This is a genomic window from Methylibium rhizosphaerae (genome assembly GCF_006386545.1).
GTDB classification, from domain to species: domain Bacteria; phylum Pseudomonadota; class Gammaproteobacteria; order Burkholderiales; family Burkholderiaceae_C; genus Pseudorivibacter; species Pseudorivibacter rhizosphaerae.
Genome location: NZ_SWAR01000039.1, coordinates 34652 through 50201 on the forward strand (window position 1 = coordinate 34652; position 15550 = coordinate 50201).

A 15550-nucleotide genomic window follows, 5' to 3' on the forward strand; every position below is an offset into this window, starting at 1 on the left:
GACCGGATCCGCAAGAGTCCTGCTGAGCGACGGTTCTTTCAACTCATCTACGCACAGACATGAACATCAAATTCCGCTCGACGGTCCTGGCCGTCGCGATGGCACTGACAGCTGGCGCATACGCGGAAGGCGTTCGCCAGAGCCCGATCAACATCGACAAGAAGGACGTCGTCGATGTCCACCACGCACCGCAGATCACGGCGGTCTACCAGTCCAGCGCCACGCTGAACGTGGTGAACACGTACAACCCGAACCGCGTGCCCCTGGTGCACAAGGAATGGGCCACGCTGCGTGCCACGCCGTCGGGCTCTTCATACGTGATGGTCGGACATCAGCAGTACGACCTGCTGCAGTTCCACTTCCACACGCCTTCGGAGCACAAGGTGAACGACAAGGGGGCGCCGATGGAAGTGCACTTCGTGCATCTGCGCACCGGTGCGCTGCCCTGCGACCCCGAGGCCCTGCTCGTGATCGGCGCGATGATCAAGCCGGACTCCGACGCTCACAACGAGCTGAGCAAGATCTTCGACCGCAAGGACTTGCCGGAGGATTCCACGAAGTCGGCGGTGAGCATCACCAACTTCGACCTGAACAAGGTGCTGCCGAAGCTGGACGCCTCCTGGCGCTACTCCGGCTCGCTGACCGCTCCTTCGACCTTCACCAACTGCAGCGCGCAAGGCGGCTCGATCGAAGACCAGCTCAGCGCCGACGTCTTCCCCGAGAACGTGCAGTGGGTGGTGCTGACAAAGCCGGTGGAATTGACCCGGCAGCAGATCAACACCTTCAAGCGGCTCTTCGAGGAAGGCAACTCCCGCGAGACGCAGCCGCTGAACGGGCGCAAGGTCTACCACGTTCACCACTGAGCCGCCTGCTTTCCCTGACAGAGAGACAAAGGCCCTCGAGAGGGCCTTTGTCATTTGAGCGGTCCGGTGTTTCAACCGCCTCCTACGGCAACACCACCTGCCCCGCCGCCCGCGCCACGATGGCGTCCGCATCCCGCCTCAGCAGCAGCCGCTGCGCCACCAGTTCGTCTGCCGCGGCGGTCACGGCCGCCACATAGCCGGCCTGGTCGCCGTACAGCGCTTCGAGCGAAGGCCGGGTGTCGCCCGCTGCGAGGCGCTGCGCCTCGGTCTTGTGGAAGGGAATGAAGGCGCCGGTGAGGTTGGACAGGTCCACCACGCCGGCTGCAGCCGGGTAGTTGAACTCGATGCTGGTGCCCAGCGGGACCCTCGCCTCCACGCTGCGGATGCCGGCCACGGTGAGGCCGGTGGTCGCATCCACCTGCGGCACGAGGATGGCGTAGTCCTTGTTGAGGTAGGCCGGCGGCAGCAGCGTCGCGATGCCCGACTCGTCCTGCGGGCGGTACTCCGGTCCGAAGTCGAGCAGCGGGAAGCCGTTGTAGCGCGCCAGGTAGTTGAACGCCGGCACCGCGGTGGGCGTGCCGTTCACCGGCCACTCCAGGCCCTGCATGACCGGGAACACCAGCTGGTCCGGCCGCACCAGCGTGCCGTCGGCGAGCCTGGGCACCTGGCTGGCGGGTGGCGCGACGTCGCGCACCACCCAGTCTTCCAGCGCCATGAACAGCGCACGGAAGGTGTCGTTGAAGTGCACCACCGTGCCGGCCGGGTACAGGTTGCGGCCGGGCGTGTAGTTGATGCTCGCGGTGCCGCCCGGCCCGCCGTGCTGCGTGCTGGCGTAGTAGTAGATGCGCGCGTTGTCGGGCTGCACGAGGTCGCGCTGGCCGAAGGCATCGGTCAGCACCGGCGAGCCCTGCAGCTGCCAGAACTCGGTGCCCGACAGGCCGAGGAAGAACTTCGGGCAGGTGTTGCTGGCGGCGCAGCGCTTCATCACGCCGCCCTGCCGGCCGGTGAGCTCGTCCACATAGTCCGCCGCGAGCGCCCGCGGTGCGGTCTGGCCGAACGCGGTGTGGTCGGTGCGCAGGCCGCCACCGCCGCCCGGCACGGCGAAGCGGGTGTTGATATGCGTCTGGCGTGCGGCCACATGCGCATAGACGCCATCGAACACCTTGCTGCCGTCGAGCGCCTGGTTGAAGCCCAGGTGCAGGAAGGTCTTCATCGCGTTGCCCGACTGCGAGGTGCCCTGCCCGATGGCATGGGTGATGCGACCGGCCAGCGGGTTGGGGTTGCCGTCGCTGTCGGCCGCCTTGCCGCGGAAGAAGCTCACCGTGTCGCGCAGCGCCGCGAGGCCCACCCCCATGACCTTGGGGTCCCTGGCCACGTACACCAGCTCATAGAGGTACTGCGGGTCGAAGCCGCCCTTCAGGCAGACCTTGGTTGCATCGGCCGTGCCCGGGAAGGGGTTGGCCGCGGCATCGCAGGCGGCGAACTTCCAGTCGCCCGCCGGTATGACGATGCGCGGGTCGGTCTCGTTGCGGCGGCGGGTGAGCGAATAGCCGGGCAAGGTGTTGTCGAGGCTGGCCGGCTCGTAGGGAATCATGCTGCCGTTGAACACCCCGCCGGGCAGGCTCATCACCGGCGTGGCCGCGGCCGGCACGAGCTCGGTCTTGTAGGGGCCTGTGATCGACGAGCCGTCCGGGTTCTTTGCCACCGGCACGGTGACGGTGAGGCGGTTCGGGTTGCTCTTGGGCACGTCGCCCTGCCAGGCGGAATACAGCAGCACATAGCCGCGCTCGAGGTACACCGCATCGCCCGGCACGGCGGTGGGGTTGGGCATGGTGAGGATGTTGCCGCGGTTGGGGGCGTCGTAGCGCAGCACGCCGCTGGCGCGGCTCATGTCCTTGGGCTTGAGCATCACGAAGTCGGCCTTGAACTCCACCATGCCGCGGCTGTTGACCGGCGCGAGCTCGAGGTCCTGGATCACCGCATTCTTCGGTTCGTGAGGATCCACCTCGCCGCTCAGCGTGCCGGTGACGCGCTCATAGGCGCCCACGGTGCCGTAGCTGCCGGCAAAGTCCTCGGTCGCGGTGATCGCCAGCGTGACGCGCGGGGTCGCTGCTGGCGTGGCGGGGGCGTCGTCGTCGCCGCCACAGGCGGCCAGCATGAGGGCCAGCGCTGCGGCGCCGGCCGAGCTGCGATGCAGTGTCTTCATGGTTGTCTCCTGTGTTCTCGAAGGACGGTTCGGGCACGGCTGCGCCCCGCCGGCTGTGCCGCCGGCTTTTCAAGGAATGGGGTCAGGCGCCGGCTTACTCGGGCTCGATGCCCGCGGCCTTGATGACCTTGCCCCACTTCTGGGTTTCGGCCGCCTGGAACTTCGCCAGCTCGTCGGGCGTGGTGGTCCACGCCTCGACGCCGCTGCCCTCGAAGAAGGCCCGGGCCTCGGCGCTCCTGGCGGCCTGGGTGAGCAGTTCGTTCAGCCGCGCCACCACCGGCTGCGGCGTGCCGGCCGGCACGTAGGCGGCGAACCAGTAGCCCATGTCGTAGCCGGGCACGCCGGCTTCGGCGATGGTGGGCACGTCGGGCAGCAGCGGGCTGCGCTTCTGCGTCGAAAAACCCAGCGCCTTCAGCTTGCCGGCCTTCACCTGCGGCAGGCCGGTCGCCGTGTCGGTGATCATGAAGTCGAACTGGCCGCCCATGAGGTCGGTGAGGGCCTGCGGGTTGCTCTTGTAGGGCACGTGCAGGATCTCGGTGCCCGACAGCTGCTGGAACATCTCGCCGGCCACCCGGCTCGACGAACTGCCGCTGCCGAAGCTGAGCTTGCCAGGCTGCTGCTTCGCGCGGGCCACCACGTCGGCCACGCTCTTGAAGGGCGCATCGGCGCGTACCACCATCACCTGCCCGCCCTTGCCCAGGCCGGTGACCGGCGCGAAGTCCTTCACAGGGTCGTAGGCCAGCTTCTTGTAGAGGTGCTGGTTGGCCGCCTGCGTGGTGTTGGTGGTGATGAGCACCGTGTAGCCGTCGGCCGGTGCGCGGGCGGCCTGCTGCGCGGCCAGCATGCCGCTGGCGCCGGCCTTGTTGTCCACCACCACGGACTGCTTCGTCTGCGCGGCGACGGATTGGCCCAGTGCCCGTGCGAGCTGGTCGGTGGCGCTGGCGGCCGCGAAGGGCACGACGAAGGTGATCGGCTTCTCGGGGTAGGCGGCCTGCGCGGCGAAGGGCTGGCCGAAGGCCATGGCAGCGGCCAGCGCGAGCAGCGGGCGGCGGGTGAGAGAGGTCATGCGTTTGTCTCCGTTGTAATGTCGAGCGGGGGATCAGGATCAGGGGGGCGGGGAAAGCGGCGAGGGGTTCCTGAGCAGCGGCTGCAGCGCCTGCGGCACGGCCACCGGCAGGTCGAGCAGCAGGAACGACAGCGCCTTGCCGTGGCTGTCGAGGTTGAGCGCATCGTTCACGCCGCCGTCGAGCACGCCGTCGAGCACGAAGTTCATCGCCTGCAGGTGAGGCAGGAGGTGCCGCATCACGCGTTGCGGGCGGCGGTGGGCGAACTGGCGGGCCACGGCTTGCTCGGTGACCTGCTCCACCAGCAGCGGGTACAGCGCCGGATGCCAGGCGATGACGCTGATGTTGGAGCGATCGCCCTTGTCGCCGGTGCGGCCGTGGGCGAGGCAGTGCAGCGGCACGGCCAGCGTGTCGTTCGCATTCATCCGATGAACTCCCAGGTCTGCGGCACGCGCTCGCGCGGCACCAGGCACGACACCGTGCCCAGCCGCTGGCGCAGCGCGGTGCGCACGCCGCCGCCGCCGGCGGGGCCGCAGGTGTAGAGCGCCGTCACCTCGCGCAGCAGGCGCTCGGCGGTGCGCCGGTCGTCGTGGTTCATCGCCATGCGCAGGCGCACGTCGCGTGCGTCGCCTTCGGGCTGCGCCGCGAGCCAGCGGCCGGCGTCGTCGGCGAACACGCTGGAGACGCCGATGAAGTCCACCCGCAGCGGCCCGCAGCCGGCAAGCCGCGAGCGCAGCACGTCTGCGGCCAGCCGGGCCCGCGCCTCTGCGCCGCGGCCGGCATACGAGATCTCGCCTTCGGCCAGCCAGCCGTGCGGATGGAACACGTTGACCTTCAGCGTGGCCGGCCGGGCATGGCCGCGCACGCCACACAGGCGCACGAGGTCCGGGCCGGCCGCTTCGACACGCGCCTCGCCGATGTCGGCCACCACGTCGGGCGTGAGGTAGGCACGCGGGTCGTGCAGCTCGTACAGCAGCTGCTCCTTGACCGTGTGCTCGTCGACGCAGCCTCCGGTACCCGCCGCTTTGCCGACGAGGCAGCTGCCGTCGTCGAACAGCTCGGCGATCGGATAGCCCACATGGGCCAGGTCCGGCACGTCCTTGAAGCCGGGGTCGGCGTAGTAGCCGCCGCACACCTGCGCGCCGCATTCGAGCAGGTGGCCGGCCATGGTGGCGCCGGCCAGCCGATCCCAGTCGTCTTCGGCCCAGCCGAAGTGGGCGAGCGCAGGGCCCACGGTGAGGGAGGGGTCGGCCACCCGGCCGGTGACCACGATGTCGGCGCCCTCGCGCAGCGCGGCGGCAATGGCCTGCGCGCCCAGGTAGGCATTGGCGCTGGCGATCTGCAGGCCGGCCGAGGCCGGGCGCAGGGCCTCGCGCAGCAGGGCTTCGTGTTCCGGCCCTGCAAGGTCGTCGCCGCTCACCACGGCCACCCTGGGGCGTCGCAGCCGCAGCTCGCTTGCCAGCCGCAGCAGCCGGCGCGCCGCGGCCTGCGGGTTGGCTGCGCCAAAGTTGCCGACGATGCGGATGCGATGGGCCAGGCAGTCGGCCAGCACCGGCTGGAGCATGTCGACCAGCAGGGGCTCGTAGCCGGCCTCGGGGTCGGCCTGGCGGGCCAGCTGCGCCAGCGCCAGCGTGCGCTCGGCCAGCGTCTCGAAGATCAGCACCGCCGGGCCGCCGCGGGCGATGAGCGTGTCCACCACGGGGCGGGCGGCGTCGGTGCGGTCGCCGGAAAAGCCGGCCGCATTGCCGACGAGCAAGGGCGTTGTCATGGGTCCGTTCCACCGCGGAAGCGCGGGATGGACCTCACTCTAGGAGGGCCGCGTTGAAAGGAGAATTCGTTTGTTTGGATGAATTGATCGGCTTCGCAGATGAGTGACCCGAACCTTTCCACGCGCCAGCTGCGCGCCTTCGTGGCGCTGGCCGAAGCGCGCAACTTCACTCGGGCCGCGGCGCGCTGCCACCTGTCGCAGCCGGCCTTCAGCGCGTTGATCCGCTCGCTGGAGTCGGCGCTGGGCGCGCGGCTGTTCGACCGCACCACCCGCACGGTGGAGCTCACCGCCGAAGGCAGCCTCTTCCTCGACGGTGCGCAGCGGCTGCTGCGTGACGTGGAGGTCACGGTGGCCGACCTGGGCGAGCACGTGGCGCGGCGCCGCGGCCGGGTGTCGCTGGCCGCGCTGCCGGCGCTGGCCGCGGGCTGGCTGCCCGAGGTGCTGGCGCAGTTCCATGCGGACCATCCGCACATCGAGCTCGACGTGGCCGATGCGTTGTCCGACGAGTGCGTCGAGCGGGTGCGGGCGGGCCGTGCCGACTTCGCGCTGGCGGCCGTGCGCGCCAGTGCGCCGGAGCTGCTGGCGCAGCCTTTCTGTTCAGACCGCTTCCATGTGGTCTGCCGCGGCGACCACCCGTTTGCGAACAGGCGCCGCATCACCCTGGCCGACCTGCCGGGCCAGCCCTTCGTGCACCTGGCCCGCAACAGCAGCGTGCGCCAGCACATCGACACCGCCATCCGGCCGGCGCAGATCCATTCGGTGCTGGAACTGGAGCAGCTCAGCACGGTGGCCGGCATGGTGCGCGCGGGCCTGGGCATCACCGTCGTGCCGGCGCTGACGCTGTTCCACTTCGAGCACCCGGCGCTGGTGACACGCCCGCTGTTCGCCCCCGGGCTCAAGCGCGAGCTGTTCTTGATCCGCCGGCGGGACCGGTCGCTTTCGATGGCGGCGCAGGCGCTGTTCGAGCTGGTGATGTTGCGCAGGCCGAAGGTGGGCTAGGCAACGCACCACCGGCAAAAACATCGGCAACTTCACCGGCAGAAAGCTGTCTTGCCGACCCAGCATCTTTCACATAAGCTACTGTCAAATAAGAAATTTTTACAACACAAAGGCAATCTACTGATCGGCAACTCATGTCCGTAAAACCCATCACCCTGAGCGTGTTTGACCAAGCCCATCAGTTCGAGCCGCTGCTGCCTCAGCAGGGCCTTGAACAGCTGGCGGTCGAAACACGGGGGGTGATCGAGAAGGCGTTCCAGTTGCAGGGGGCCGTACACGCGACGAGCCGAACCCGGCTGCACGAGCTCGTGCGCACGATGAACTCGTACTACTCCAACCTCATCGAGGGGCAGGGCACTCACCCGGTCAACATTGACCGGGCGTTGAAGCGCGACTTCTCCGCCAAGCCGGACGTCGCACACCGCCAACGCATCGCCGTCGCACACATAGAGGCAGAGCGGGAGCTGGAGCAGCAGATCGCCGCCGGGTCTTCGGCACTTACCAGCGCCTTCCTGCGTCAGGCGCACGCGAGCTTGTACGGGCGACTGAGCGAGGACGACCGTCGCACACCTGACGGCCGGTTGGTCGAGCCAGGAGCACTGCGGATCGAGGACGTTTCCATCGGTCGCCATCAACCGCCGACGTGGGCTTCGTTGCCCCGGTTCCTTGATCGCGCCGACGCCGTCTATGGCCGGCAATGGGGGCTGGATGCTTCGCTCTACGCCGTGGCGGCGGCACACCACCGCATGGCTTGGACCCACCCGTTCTCGGACGGCAACGGTCGAGCGTGCCGCCTGCAGACCCACTGCGCGCTGCTGCCGCTGAGCGGTGGGCTCTGGTCGGTCAGCCGTGGCCTGGCGCGTCAGCGAGAGCGCTACTACGAGCTCCTCGCCAATGCCGACATGGCGCGCCAGGGCGACCTCGACGGACGCGGCAACCTCAGCGAGAAGATGCTCAGGCAGTGGTGCCTGTTCTTCATCGAGCTTTGCGCTGACCAGGTGAGCTACATGAGTCGCATGCTCGACATCGCGCAACTCAAGGAGCGCATCGCCGGGCTCGTGCTGTTGCGCAGCCGCAGTGCAGCACATGCCGACTACCGCCAGGAGGCGGTGCTGCCGCTGCTGCACCTGCTCGCGGCCGGTCCCTTGTCACGGGGCGAGTTCGCTCAGATGACCGGCCTGGGTGAGCGCACGGCGCGCAAGCTGCTGTCGCGACTGCTGAAGGACGGCCTGCTGCTCAGCCGCACCCCCAAGGGCGAACTTGAAATCGGCTTTCCGATGGATGCGCTGAACGTCCTGTTTCCCAACCTCTACCCGGAGGCAGCCACGGCACCGCCCGCGGACTAGGGCCTGTTGACACTATTTGGAGCCTCGCGTGCCCCCCCACTGAAGGCAACTCTCACCCGTTCGCCGCCAGCTGCCGCACCCTGCCGATCGCCAGCCCCGCCGCCGCGGTGCGCGTTTCCACGCCGAGCTTGTCGAACACATGCTCCAGGTGCTTCTTCACCGTGGCCGCGCTCATGCCGAGGATGTCGGCGATGTCTCGGTTGGTCTTGCCCTTGACCACCCAGTAGAGCACCTCGGCCTCGCGCAGCGTGAGCCGGAAGGTGTGGGTCATGGCCTCGACGACCGCTGCGTCCGAGGCCTCGCGCATCACCACCAGCCATTCGCCGTCGCCGGTCTGCTCATGCAGGGCCAGCACGAGGCGGTTGGCGCCGTGGGCCACGGTGAAGCTGGACGTGGCCAGCCCGGCGAGCTGGGCCTGCGACTGCGCCTGCACCCAGTCGGTCGCCGCTTCCGGCAGTTGCGGCTCGGCGCTCGCGAAATAGCGGGTGAGCAGGCTGCGCGCCAGCGGCGTCTGCCAGACCAGGCGGCCGTCGGAAGCGCGCACCGTCACGGCGGCATGCCCGAAAGCGTCGAGCGCATTGCGCGCCTGACGTGTGTGGCGGGCGCTCTGCACATGGGCCGCGATGCGCGCGAGCACCTCCTTGGGCCGGATCGGCTTGGTCACGTAGTCGGCGCCGCCGGCCTCGAAGGCGGCCACCACGTGTTCGGTGTCGGTGAGGCCGGTCATGAAGATGATCGGGATGTGGGCGGTGGCCGCCTCGCCCTTGAGCCGGCGCGCCACCTCGAAGCCGCTCATGCCGGGCATCACCGCGTCGAGCAGCACCACGTCGGGCAGCGCCTGCCCGGCACGCTGCAGCGCGGTTTCGCCGCTGGTGGCCACCAGCACGGTGTAGCCGGACTCGTCGAGCGCGTCGTGCAGCACCGACAGGTTGTCCGGCACGTCGTCGACGATGAGCACCACGTCGGCGCTCGAGCGGTCAGGCAGTCGGTTCGACATCGGGCAGGGCCTGTTGGATGAGGGCACTCATGGCTTCGAGCTGGAACCCGCGGGCGAGCAGGCGCAGCCGGGTCACGAAGTCAGTACTGTCGGGATGGGCCGCTTCGATCTCGTCGAGCTTGCTGACGATGCCGCGGAAGTAGCCGAGATTGACGAGCTCTTCGAGCGCACGCAGGTGCTGTGCCGGCGGATACGCCTGCGCCGCCGGCTTCGCCACCGCCGGCGCGGCCGGGGGCGGGGGCGCGGTGTGCTGCCACTGCAGCGACAGGCGGGCGCCCAGCCAGTCGAGCAGTTCGCTCACGCGCACCGGCTTCACGATGAAGTCCTCGGCCCGGATGCCCACGTCGTTTTCGAGCCCCTTGTCGAAGGCGTTGGCCGACACGATGGCCACCGGCGCACTGGAGAGGCCGCGCAGGCGGATCTGCCGCAGGGTGCCCCAGCCGTCGAGCCCCGGCATCGCGAGGTCCATCAGGATGACATCGGGCGCGAGGCCCGCCTCCAGCAGCGCCAGGCATTCCTCGCCGTTGGCGGCCTGCTGCAGCTCGAAGCCCAGCGGCTGCAGCACGCTGGCCAGCAGCTCGCGGTCGACCTCCTCGTTGTCGACCACCAGCACGCGCCTGCGCGCGCCGGCATAGCCGGTGCGGCCGGTACGCGGCAGCTCGCGTTCGGCCACCGCCGCGCGCACCTGCGGCAGGAAGAGCTTGATGCGGAACAGCGTGCCCACGCCGGGCGTGCTGCTCACGGTCATCTCGCCGCCCATGAGGTCGGTCAGCATCTTGCTGATGGTGAGCCCCAGGCCCGAGCCGCCGGCAAGCGAGCCGCCGGTGTGGGCCGAGCCGCGCACGAAGGGTTCGAAGATGTGCTCCATCTCCTGCGGGCTCATGCCGGGGCCGGAATCCTCGATCTCGAAACGGGCCATCTCGCCCGAGTAGTGCACTCGGAAGGCCACGTGGCCGGCCCCGGTGAACTTGACCGCATTGCCGAGCACGTTGATGAGGATCTGCCGCAGGCGCTTCTCGTCGGCCCGCACCACCGCCGGCAGCTCGCCCAGGTCGTGGCGGAAGTCGATGGCCTTGGCCGAGGCCTGCAGCTCGAACATCCGCGCGATCTCCTCCACGCATTCGCGAAAGCGCATCGGCTTCACGTCGAGCGTCAGCTTGCCGCCTTCGATGCGGGCGATGTCGAGCGTTCCCTCGATGAGCGACAGCAGGTGGTCGCCTCCGCGGCGGATCACGCCGACCGCCTGCCGGCGCCTGGGCGGCATGGCCTCGTCTTCCTCGAGCAGCTGGGCATAGCCGAGGATGCTGTTGAGCGGCGTGCGCAGCTCGTGGCTGATGTTGGTGATGTAGCGGCTCTTGGCCTGGTTGGCGAGCTCGGCTGCATGCTGCGCGCGCTCCGCGTCCCGCTTGGCATGCTGCAGCTGCAGGTCGGTGCGCTTGTGCGACTCGATCTCGCGCATCAGCAGGTGGGTCTGCCGGTTCGATTCTTCCTGCGCGACCTGCCGGCTCTTGTGGGTGAGCACCAGCCACCAGGCCACGATGCCGGCCACCAGCAGCAGCGCGGCATACACCTTCACGAAGGTGAGCTTGAGTCCCGGCGCATGCGCAGCCGCCTGCTCGCCCAGCACGCGCAGCTCCTGGTAGTACATGAGCCCCAGCAGCAGGCCCAGCAGCGGCACCACCACCGCCATCACAAGCAGGTAGTGGCCGAGGCCGGTGTCGAGGTAGGGCCAAATGGCACGCGGCAGCACCGCGCGCAGGGCGCCGTTCCATTGCACCGACAGGCGTGCATCGGGCTTGCAGAGGTCGTCGCAGCGTGCGTCGAGCGAGCAGCACAGCGAGCAGATCGGCCCCTGGTAGGCCGGGCAGTGCGCCATGTCGTCGGTTTCGTATTCGCGATCGCAGATCACGCACTGGCGCAGGCGCAGGTAGGGGCCGTCCTGCGCGCCGCCGCCCGGGGTTTCGGGCCGCCGCGCGATGTAGTAGCGGCCCTTCGTCCACCACGCGATCAGCGGCGCGGTCACGAACGCGGTGACCATCGCGATGGCCGCCGAGAACGCCTGCGGGCCGGGGCCGAACACGCCCAGGTGGGCCGCCACCGACAGCACCGAGGCCATGCCCATGGCGCCCACGCCGACCGGGTTCACGTCGTACAGGTGCGCACGCTTGAACTCGATGCCTTTCGGTGACAGCCCCAGCGGCTTGTTGACCACCAGGTCGGCCACCACCGCCATCATCCAGGAGATGGCGATGTTGGAATACAGCCCCAGCACGCCCCCCAGCGCCTGGAAGACCTCGAGCTCCATCAGCATCAGCGCGATGAGCGTGTTGAACACGACCCACACCACCCGCCCGGGGTGGCTGTGCGTGAGGCGCGAGAAGAAGTTGCTCCAGGCGAGCGAACCCGCGTAGGCGTTGGTGACGTTGATCTTGAGCTGCGAGATCACGACGAACACCGTGGTGGCCGCCACCGCCCAGCCGACGGTGGGGAACACGTACTCGTAGGCGGCGAGGTACATCTGGTTCGGGTCCACCGCACGCGAAGGCGGCACCGAGTGGCTGATGGCCAGGTAGGCGAGCAGCGCGCCGCCCAGCATCTTCGCCACCCCCAGCACCACCCAGCCCGGCCCGCCGATCAGCATGCCGGCCAGCCAGCGCATGCGGTTGCGCCCGGTGCGCTCGGGCATGAAGCGCAGGTAGTCCACCTGCTCGCCCATCTGCGTGATGAGGGCGATGCCCACCGTCATGGCGGCGCCGAAGAGATGCAGGTCGAACCGGCCGCCCTGCTGGTTGTCGCCGCCGTAGCCCACCAGACCGGCCAGCACCTGGGGGTCTTCCTTGAGCACGTAGACGAAGGGCAGCACCAGCAGCACCAGCCACAGCGGCTGGGTCCACACCTGCAGCCGGCTGATCACGGTGACGCCATGGGTGACCAGTGGAATGACCACCAGCGCGCAGATCAGGTAGCCCAGCGCCGGCGGGATGTCGAAGGCCAGCTCGAGGGCGTAGGCCATGATGGCCGCCTCGAGCGCGAAGAAGATGAAGGTGAAGCTCGCGTAGATGAGCGAGGTGATGGTCGAGCCGATGTAGCCGAAGCCGGCGCCGCGGGTGAGCAGGTCCATGTCGACCCCGTGGCGCGCCGCGTAGTGGCTGATGGGCAGCCCGGCCAGGAAGATGATGAGGCCGGTGGCGACGATGGCCCAGAAGGCGTTGATGAACCCGTACTGCACCAGCAGCGTCGCACCCACCGCCTCGAGCACGAGGAACGAGGCCGCGCCGAAGGCGGTGTTGGCCACCCGCAGCTCCGACCACTTGCGGAAGGCGCGCGGCGTGAAGCGCAGCGCGTAGTCCTCCATGGTCTCGCGCGCGACCCAGCTGTTGTAGTCGCGGCGGATCTTGATGACGCGCTGCACCGCCTCGCCGGAGACCGGCGCGGGGGGCGAGGGGGCGGACTCGGCGGTGAACGAGGCGGATTCCATGCCGAGCGGTCGAAGACCTGGGGTTGATACGGGGCCGGCATGAATCGCAAAGCCTGTGCCTACGCCTTCGGGCGCATTGCCGTTTTGCCGCCTTTGCCTAAGATGGCCGCGAACTTGCACAGCCACGCGCCATGGAACTCACGCCTCGCGAAAAAGACAAGCTCCTCATCTTCACCGCGGCCCTGCTGGCCGAGCGCCGCAAGGCCCGCGGGCTCAAGCTCAACTATCCGGAGGCGGTGGCCCTGATCACCGCGGCCATCATGGAAGGCGCCCGCGACGGCAAGTCGGTGGCCGCCCTCATGAGCGAAGGCAAGACCGTGCTCAGCCGCGCCGACGTGATGGAAGGCGTGGCCGAGATGATCCCGGAGATCCAGGTCGAGGCCACCTTCCCCGATGGCACCAAGTTGGTGACCGTGCACCAGCCGATTGCATAGGCTGCCGGCACACCACCCGCCGTGGTGCACGACAACGAACCCTCAACGGAGCGAACCCCATGAAACAAGCTGCCGCCCTCCTCCGAGGCGCCGCCCTGCTCGCCACGAGCGTGGCCGCCCAGGCCCATGAAGGACATCACCAACCCGGTGCGGCGCACTGGCATGCGACCGACGTGTTCGGCTTCGTCGCGCTGGCACTCCTGGTCGCCGCTGCGGCCTGGTGGATCGGCAGGAAGTGAGCACCATGATCCCCGGCGAACTTTTCACCGACCCCGGCGAGCACGACCTCAACCCCGGCCGGCGCACGCTCACGCTGGTGGTCGAGAACACCGGCGACCGGCCGATCCAGGTCGGCTCGCACTACCACTTCGCCGAGACCAACGGCGCGCTGAGGTTCGACCGCGCCGCCGCCCGCGGCATGCGGCTGCACATCGCGTCGGGCACCGCGGTGCGCTTCGAGCCCGGGCAGCAGCGCACGGTGGACCTGGTCGACTACGCCGGCGAGCGCGAGGTGTGGGGTTTCCGCGGCCTGGTACAGGGAGCGTTGTGATGGCGAAGATCCAGCGACGCGCCTATGCCGAGATGTACGGCCCCACCACCGGCGACCGCCTGCGGCTGGCCGACACCGACCTCGTGATCGAGGTCGAGGCCGACCACACCCTGCGCGCCGGCGGCTACGGCGAGGAAGTGAAGTTCGGCGGCGGCAAGACCATCCGCGACGGCATGGGCCAGAGCCAGCGCGTCAACGGCCCGGGCGCCGGCGAAGCGGTCGATTGCGTGATCACCAACGCGCTGATCCTCGACCACTGGGGCATCGTGAAGGCCGACATCGGCCTGCGCGGCTCGCGCATCGCCGCCATCGGCAAGGCCGGCAACCCCGACGTGCAGCCGGGGGTGGACATCGTGATCGGCCCGGGCACCGAGATCATTGCCGGCGAGGGGATGATCGTCACCGCCGGCGGCATCGACACCCACATCCACTGGATCTGCCCGCAGCAGATCGAAGAGGCGCTGATGTCGGGCGTGACGACCATGATCGGCGGCGGCACCGGCCCGGCCACCGGCACCTTCGCCACCACCTGCACGCCAGGGCCCGAGAACATCGCCCGCATGCTGGCCGCGGCCGACGCCTTCCCGATGAACCTGGGATTCTTCGGCAAGGGCAACGCGAGCCGGCCGCAGGCGCTGCGCCAGCAGGTCGACGCCGGCGCCATCGGCCTCAAGCTGCACGAGGACTGGGGCACCACGCCGGCGGCCATCGACACCTGCCTGGGCGTGGCCGAGGAGACCGACATCCAGGTCGCCATCCACACCGACACGCTCAACGAGAGCGGCTTCGTCGAGGACTCCATCGCCGCCTTCAAGGGCCGCACCATCCACACCTTCCACACCGAAGGGGCGGGCGGCGGCCATGCGCCGGACATCCTGAAGGTGGTGGGCGAAGCCAACGTGCTGCCGAGCTCGACCAACCCGACCCGGCCCTACACCGTCAACACGCTCGACGAACACCTCGACATGCTGATGGTGTGCCACCACCTCGATGCGTCGATCGCCGAGGACCTGGCCTTCGCCGAAAGCCGCATCCGCCGCGAGACGATCGCAGCCGAGGACATCCTGCACGACCTGGGCGCCATCAGCATGTTCAGCTCCGACTCGCAGGCCATGGGCCGGGTGGGCGAGGTGATCCTGCGCTGCTGGCAGACGGCGCACAAGATGAAGCAGCAGCGCGGCAAGCTGCCCGGCGACAGCGAACGCCACGACAACGCGCGGGTGAAGCGCTATGTCGCCAAGTACACGATCAACCCGGCCATCTCGCACGGCCTCTCTCACGAGGTGGGCAGCATCGAGGTGGGCAAGTGGGCCGACCTGGTGTTGTGGAAGCCGGCATTCTTCGGCGTGAAGCCGTCGCTCATCCTGAAGGGCGGCTTCATCGCCGCAGCCGCGATGGGCGACCCGAATGCGTCGATCCCGACGCCGCAGCCGGTGCATTACCGGCCGATGTTCGGCAGCTACGGCGGCGCGCTGGCGCGCACCTCGCTCACCTTCGTGAGCCACGTGGCCCTATCGAGCGGCGCGGCCGAGGCCTACGGGCTGCACAAGCAGCTGGCCGTGGTGAAGGGCTGCCGCAGTGTGCGCAAGACCGACATGGTGCACAACGCCTGGCTGCCCGCGATGCAGGTGGACCCGCAGACCTACCAGGTGCGCGCCGACGGCCAGCTGCTCACCTGCGAGCCGGCCACGGTGCTGCCGATGGCGCAGCGCTACTTCCTGTTCTAGTCCACTGCGTCAGTGAAATGGCACCCCCGTGAGTGCCTGCCAGGGGCGCAATCTAGGCGCGAAGCCGCCGATGTGGCAGGCCCCACATCAAGGCTTCGCAACAACGAGTGCGCCCCTG

Annotated in this window: 13 protein-coding genes; 7 read left to right on the forward strand and 6 right to left on the reverse strand. The window is 69.0% G+C overall.

All coding sequences use genetic code 11. The features are described 5' to 3' along the window. Nucleotides 1-59 precede the first annotated feature (59 nt). The gene (locus E8D38_RS22450; RefSeq protein ID WP_140635817.1) at nucleotides 60-863 is read left to right on the forward strand and encodes a carbonic anhydrase family protein; all 804 of its coding nucleotides are present in this window, start codon (nucleotides 60-62) and stop codon (nucleotides 861-863) included. Between the two features lie 82 nt (nucleotides 864-945). Here the strand turns inward: E8D38_RS22450 and E8D38_RS22455 are convergent, their stop codons facing one another. The 4 genes from E8D38_RS22455 to E8D38_RS22475 form a co-directional block, all read right to left on the reverse strand. Further along, nucleotides 946-3069: an alpha/beta hydrolase domain-containing protein gene (locus E8D38_RS22455; RefSeq protein WP_181179339.1), complete on the reverse strand. Its 2124-nt coding sequence runs from the start codon at nucleotides 3067-3069 to the stop codon at nucleotides 946-948. A 94-nt stretch (nucleotides 3070-3163) separates the two neighbouring features. After that, nucleotides 3164-4135 (reverse strand): Bug family tripartite tricarboxylate transporter substrate binding protein, encoded by a 972-nt coding sequence (locus E8D38_RS22465; RefSeq protein ID WP_140635824.1) that lies wholly within the window; start codon nucleotides 4133-4135, stop codon nucleotides 3164-3166. Nucleotides 4136-4174: 39 nt separating this feature from the next. Further along, nucleotides 4175-4558, reverse strand: coding sequence for an AtuA-related protein (locus tag E8D38_RS22470; RefSeq protein ID WP_140635826.1), 384 nt, complete (start codon nucleotides 4556-4558; stop codon nucleotides 4175-4177). Next, nucleotides 4555-5901, reverse strand: a complete 1347-nt coding sequence (locus tag E8D38_RS22475; RefSeq protein WP_140635828.1) for an acyclic terpene utilization AtuA family protein — start codon at nucleotides 5899-5901, stop codon at nucleotides 4555-4557. The genes E8D38_RS22470 and E8D38_RS22475 overlap by 4 nt, the downstream gene beginning before the upstream one ends. A gap of 99 nt (nucleotides 5902-6000) precedes the next feature. Between E8D38_RS22475 and E8D38_RS22480 the strand changes: the two genes are divergently transcribed. Further along, entirely contained in the window at nucleotides 6001-6900 is a 900-nt protein-coding gene (locus tag E8D38_RS22480) for a LysR family transcriptional regulator (protein ID WP_140635830.1), read from the forward strand. Nucleotides 6901-7034: 134 nt separating this feature from the next. Further along, on the forward strand, nucleotides 7035-8246 hold the full coding sequence (locus E8D38_RS22485; RefSeq protein ID WP_140635832.1) for a Fic family protein: 1212 nt from the start codon (nucleotides 7035-7037) through the stop codon (nucleotides 8244-8246). 52 nt (nucleotides 8247-8298) lie between these two features. On the opposite strand, the gene E8D38_RS22490 is transcribed toward E8D38_RS22485, so the two are convergent. Both E8D38_RS22490 and E8D38_RS22495 read right to left on the reverse strand, forming a co-directional pair. Beyond that, nucleotides 8299-9243 carry a response regulator transcription factor gene (locus tag E8D38_RS22490; RefSeq protein WP_140635834.1) on the reverse strand — a complete coding sequence of 315 codons (945 nt, stop codon included), beginning with the start codon at nucleotides 9241-9243 and terminating at the stop codon, nucleotides 8299-8301. Then, nucleotides 9224-12721 carry a hybrid sensor histidine kinase/response regulator gene (locus E8D38_RS22495; RefSeq protein WP_140635836.1) on the reverse strand — a complete coding sequence of 1166 codons (3498 nt, stop codon included), beginning with the start codon at nucleotides 12719-12721 and terminating at the stop codon, nucleotides 9224-9226. Before E8D38_RS22495 ends, E8D38_RS22490 begins: the two co-directional genes overlap by 20 nt. Before the next feature lie 131 nt (nucleotides 12722-12852). Here E8D38_RS22495 and ureA point away from each other — a divergent pair, with 131 nt between their 5' ends. The 4 genes from ureA to ureC are packed head-to-tail and all read left to right on the forward strand — an operon-like array spanning nucleotide 12853 to nucleotide 15432. After that, the gene (ureA, locus tag E8D38_RS22500; protein ID WP_140635838.1) at nucleotides 12853-13155 is read left to right on the forward strand and encodes an urease subunit gamma; all 303 of its coding nucleotides are present in this window, start codon (nucleotides 12853-12855) and stop codon (nucleotides 13153-13155) included. A 59-nt stretch (nucleotides 13156-13214) separates the two neighbouring features. Further along, nucleotides 13215-13394 (forward strand): hypothetical protein, encoded by a 180-nt coding sequence (locus tag E8D38_RS22505; RefSeq protein ID WP_140635840.1) that lies wholly within the window; start codon nucleotides 13215-13217, stop codon nucleotides 13392-13394. Nucleotides 13395-13399: 5 nt separating this feature from the next. Then, nucleotides 13400-13705 carry an urease subunit beta gene (locus E8D38_RS22510; RefSeq protein ID WP_140635842.1) on the forward strand — a complete coding sequence of 102 codons (306 nt, stop codon included), beginning with the start codon at nucleotides 13400-13402 and terminating at the stop codon, nucleotides 13703-13705. Then, a complete protein-coding gene (gene ureC, locus E8D38_RS22515; RefSeq protein ID WP_140635844.1) occupies nucleotides 13705-15432 on the forward strand; it encodes an urease subunit alpha in 1728 nt (575 codons plus the stop codon). The genes E8D38_RS22510 and ureC overlap by 1 nt, the downstream gene beginning before the upstream one ends. Nucleotides 15433-15550 lie beyond the last annotated feature (118 nt).

What these genes read in the sequence shown, in the direction of transcription:
- ureC (WP_140635844.1), top strand. Translation starts at nt 13,705, where the DNA reads ATGGCGAAGATCCAGCGACGCGCCTATGCCGAGATGTACGGCCCCACC.
- E8D38_RS22470 (WP_140635826.1), bottom strand. Translation starts at nt 4,558, where the DNA reads ATGAATGCGAACGACACGCTGGCCGTGCCGCTGCACTGCCTCGCCCAC.
- E8D38_RS22510 (WP_140635842.1), top strand. Translation starts at nt 13,400, where the DNA reads ATGATCCCCGGCGAACTTTTCACCGACCCCGGCGAGCACGACCTCAAC.
- E8D38_RS22490 (WP_140635834.1), bottom strand. Translation starts at nt 9,243, where the DNA reads ATGTCGAACCGACTGCCTGACCGCTCGAGCGCCGACGTGGTGCTCATC.
- E8D38_RS22485 (WP_140635832.1), top strand. Translation starts at nt 7,035, where the DNA reads ATGTCCGTAAAACCCATCACCCTGAGCGTGTTTGACCAAGCCCATCAG.
- E8D38_RS22450 (WP_140635817.1), top strand. Translation starts at nt 60, where the DNA reads ATGAACATCAAATTCCGCTCGACGGTCCTGGCCGTCGCGATGGCACTG.
- E8D38_RS22475 (WP_140635828.1), bottom strand. Translation starts at nt 5,901, where the DNA reads ATGACAACGCCCTTGCTCGTCGGCAATGCGGCCGGCTTTTCCGGCGAC.
- E8D38_RS22455 (WP_181179339.1), bottom strand. Translation starts at nt 3,069, where the DNA reads ATGAAGACACTGCATCGCAGCTCGGCCGGCGCCGCAGCGCTGGCCCTC.
- ureA (WP_140635838.1), top strand. Translation starts at nt 12,853, where the DNA reads ATGGAACTCACGCCTCGCGAAAAAGACAAGCTCCTCATCTTCACCGCG.
- E8D38_RS22505 (WP_140635840.1), top strand. Translation starts at nt 13,215, where the DNA reads ATGAAACAAGCTGCCGCCCTCCTCCGAGGCGCCGCCCTGCTCGCCACG.
- E8D38_RS22480 (WP_140635830.1), top strand. Translation starts at nt 6,001, where the DNA reads ATGAGTGACCCGAACCTTTCCACGCGCCAGCTGCGCGCCTTCGTGGCG.
- E8D38_RS22465 (WP_140635824.1), bottom strand. Translation starts at nt 4,135, where the DNA reads ATGACCTCTCTCACCCGCCGCCCGCTGCTCGCGCTGGCCGCTGCCATG.
- E8D38_RS22495 (WP_140635836.1), bottom strand. Translation starts at nt 12,721, where the DNA reads ATGGAATCCGCCTCGTTCACCGCCGAGTCCGCCCCCTCGCCCCCCGCG.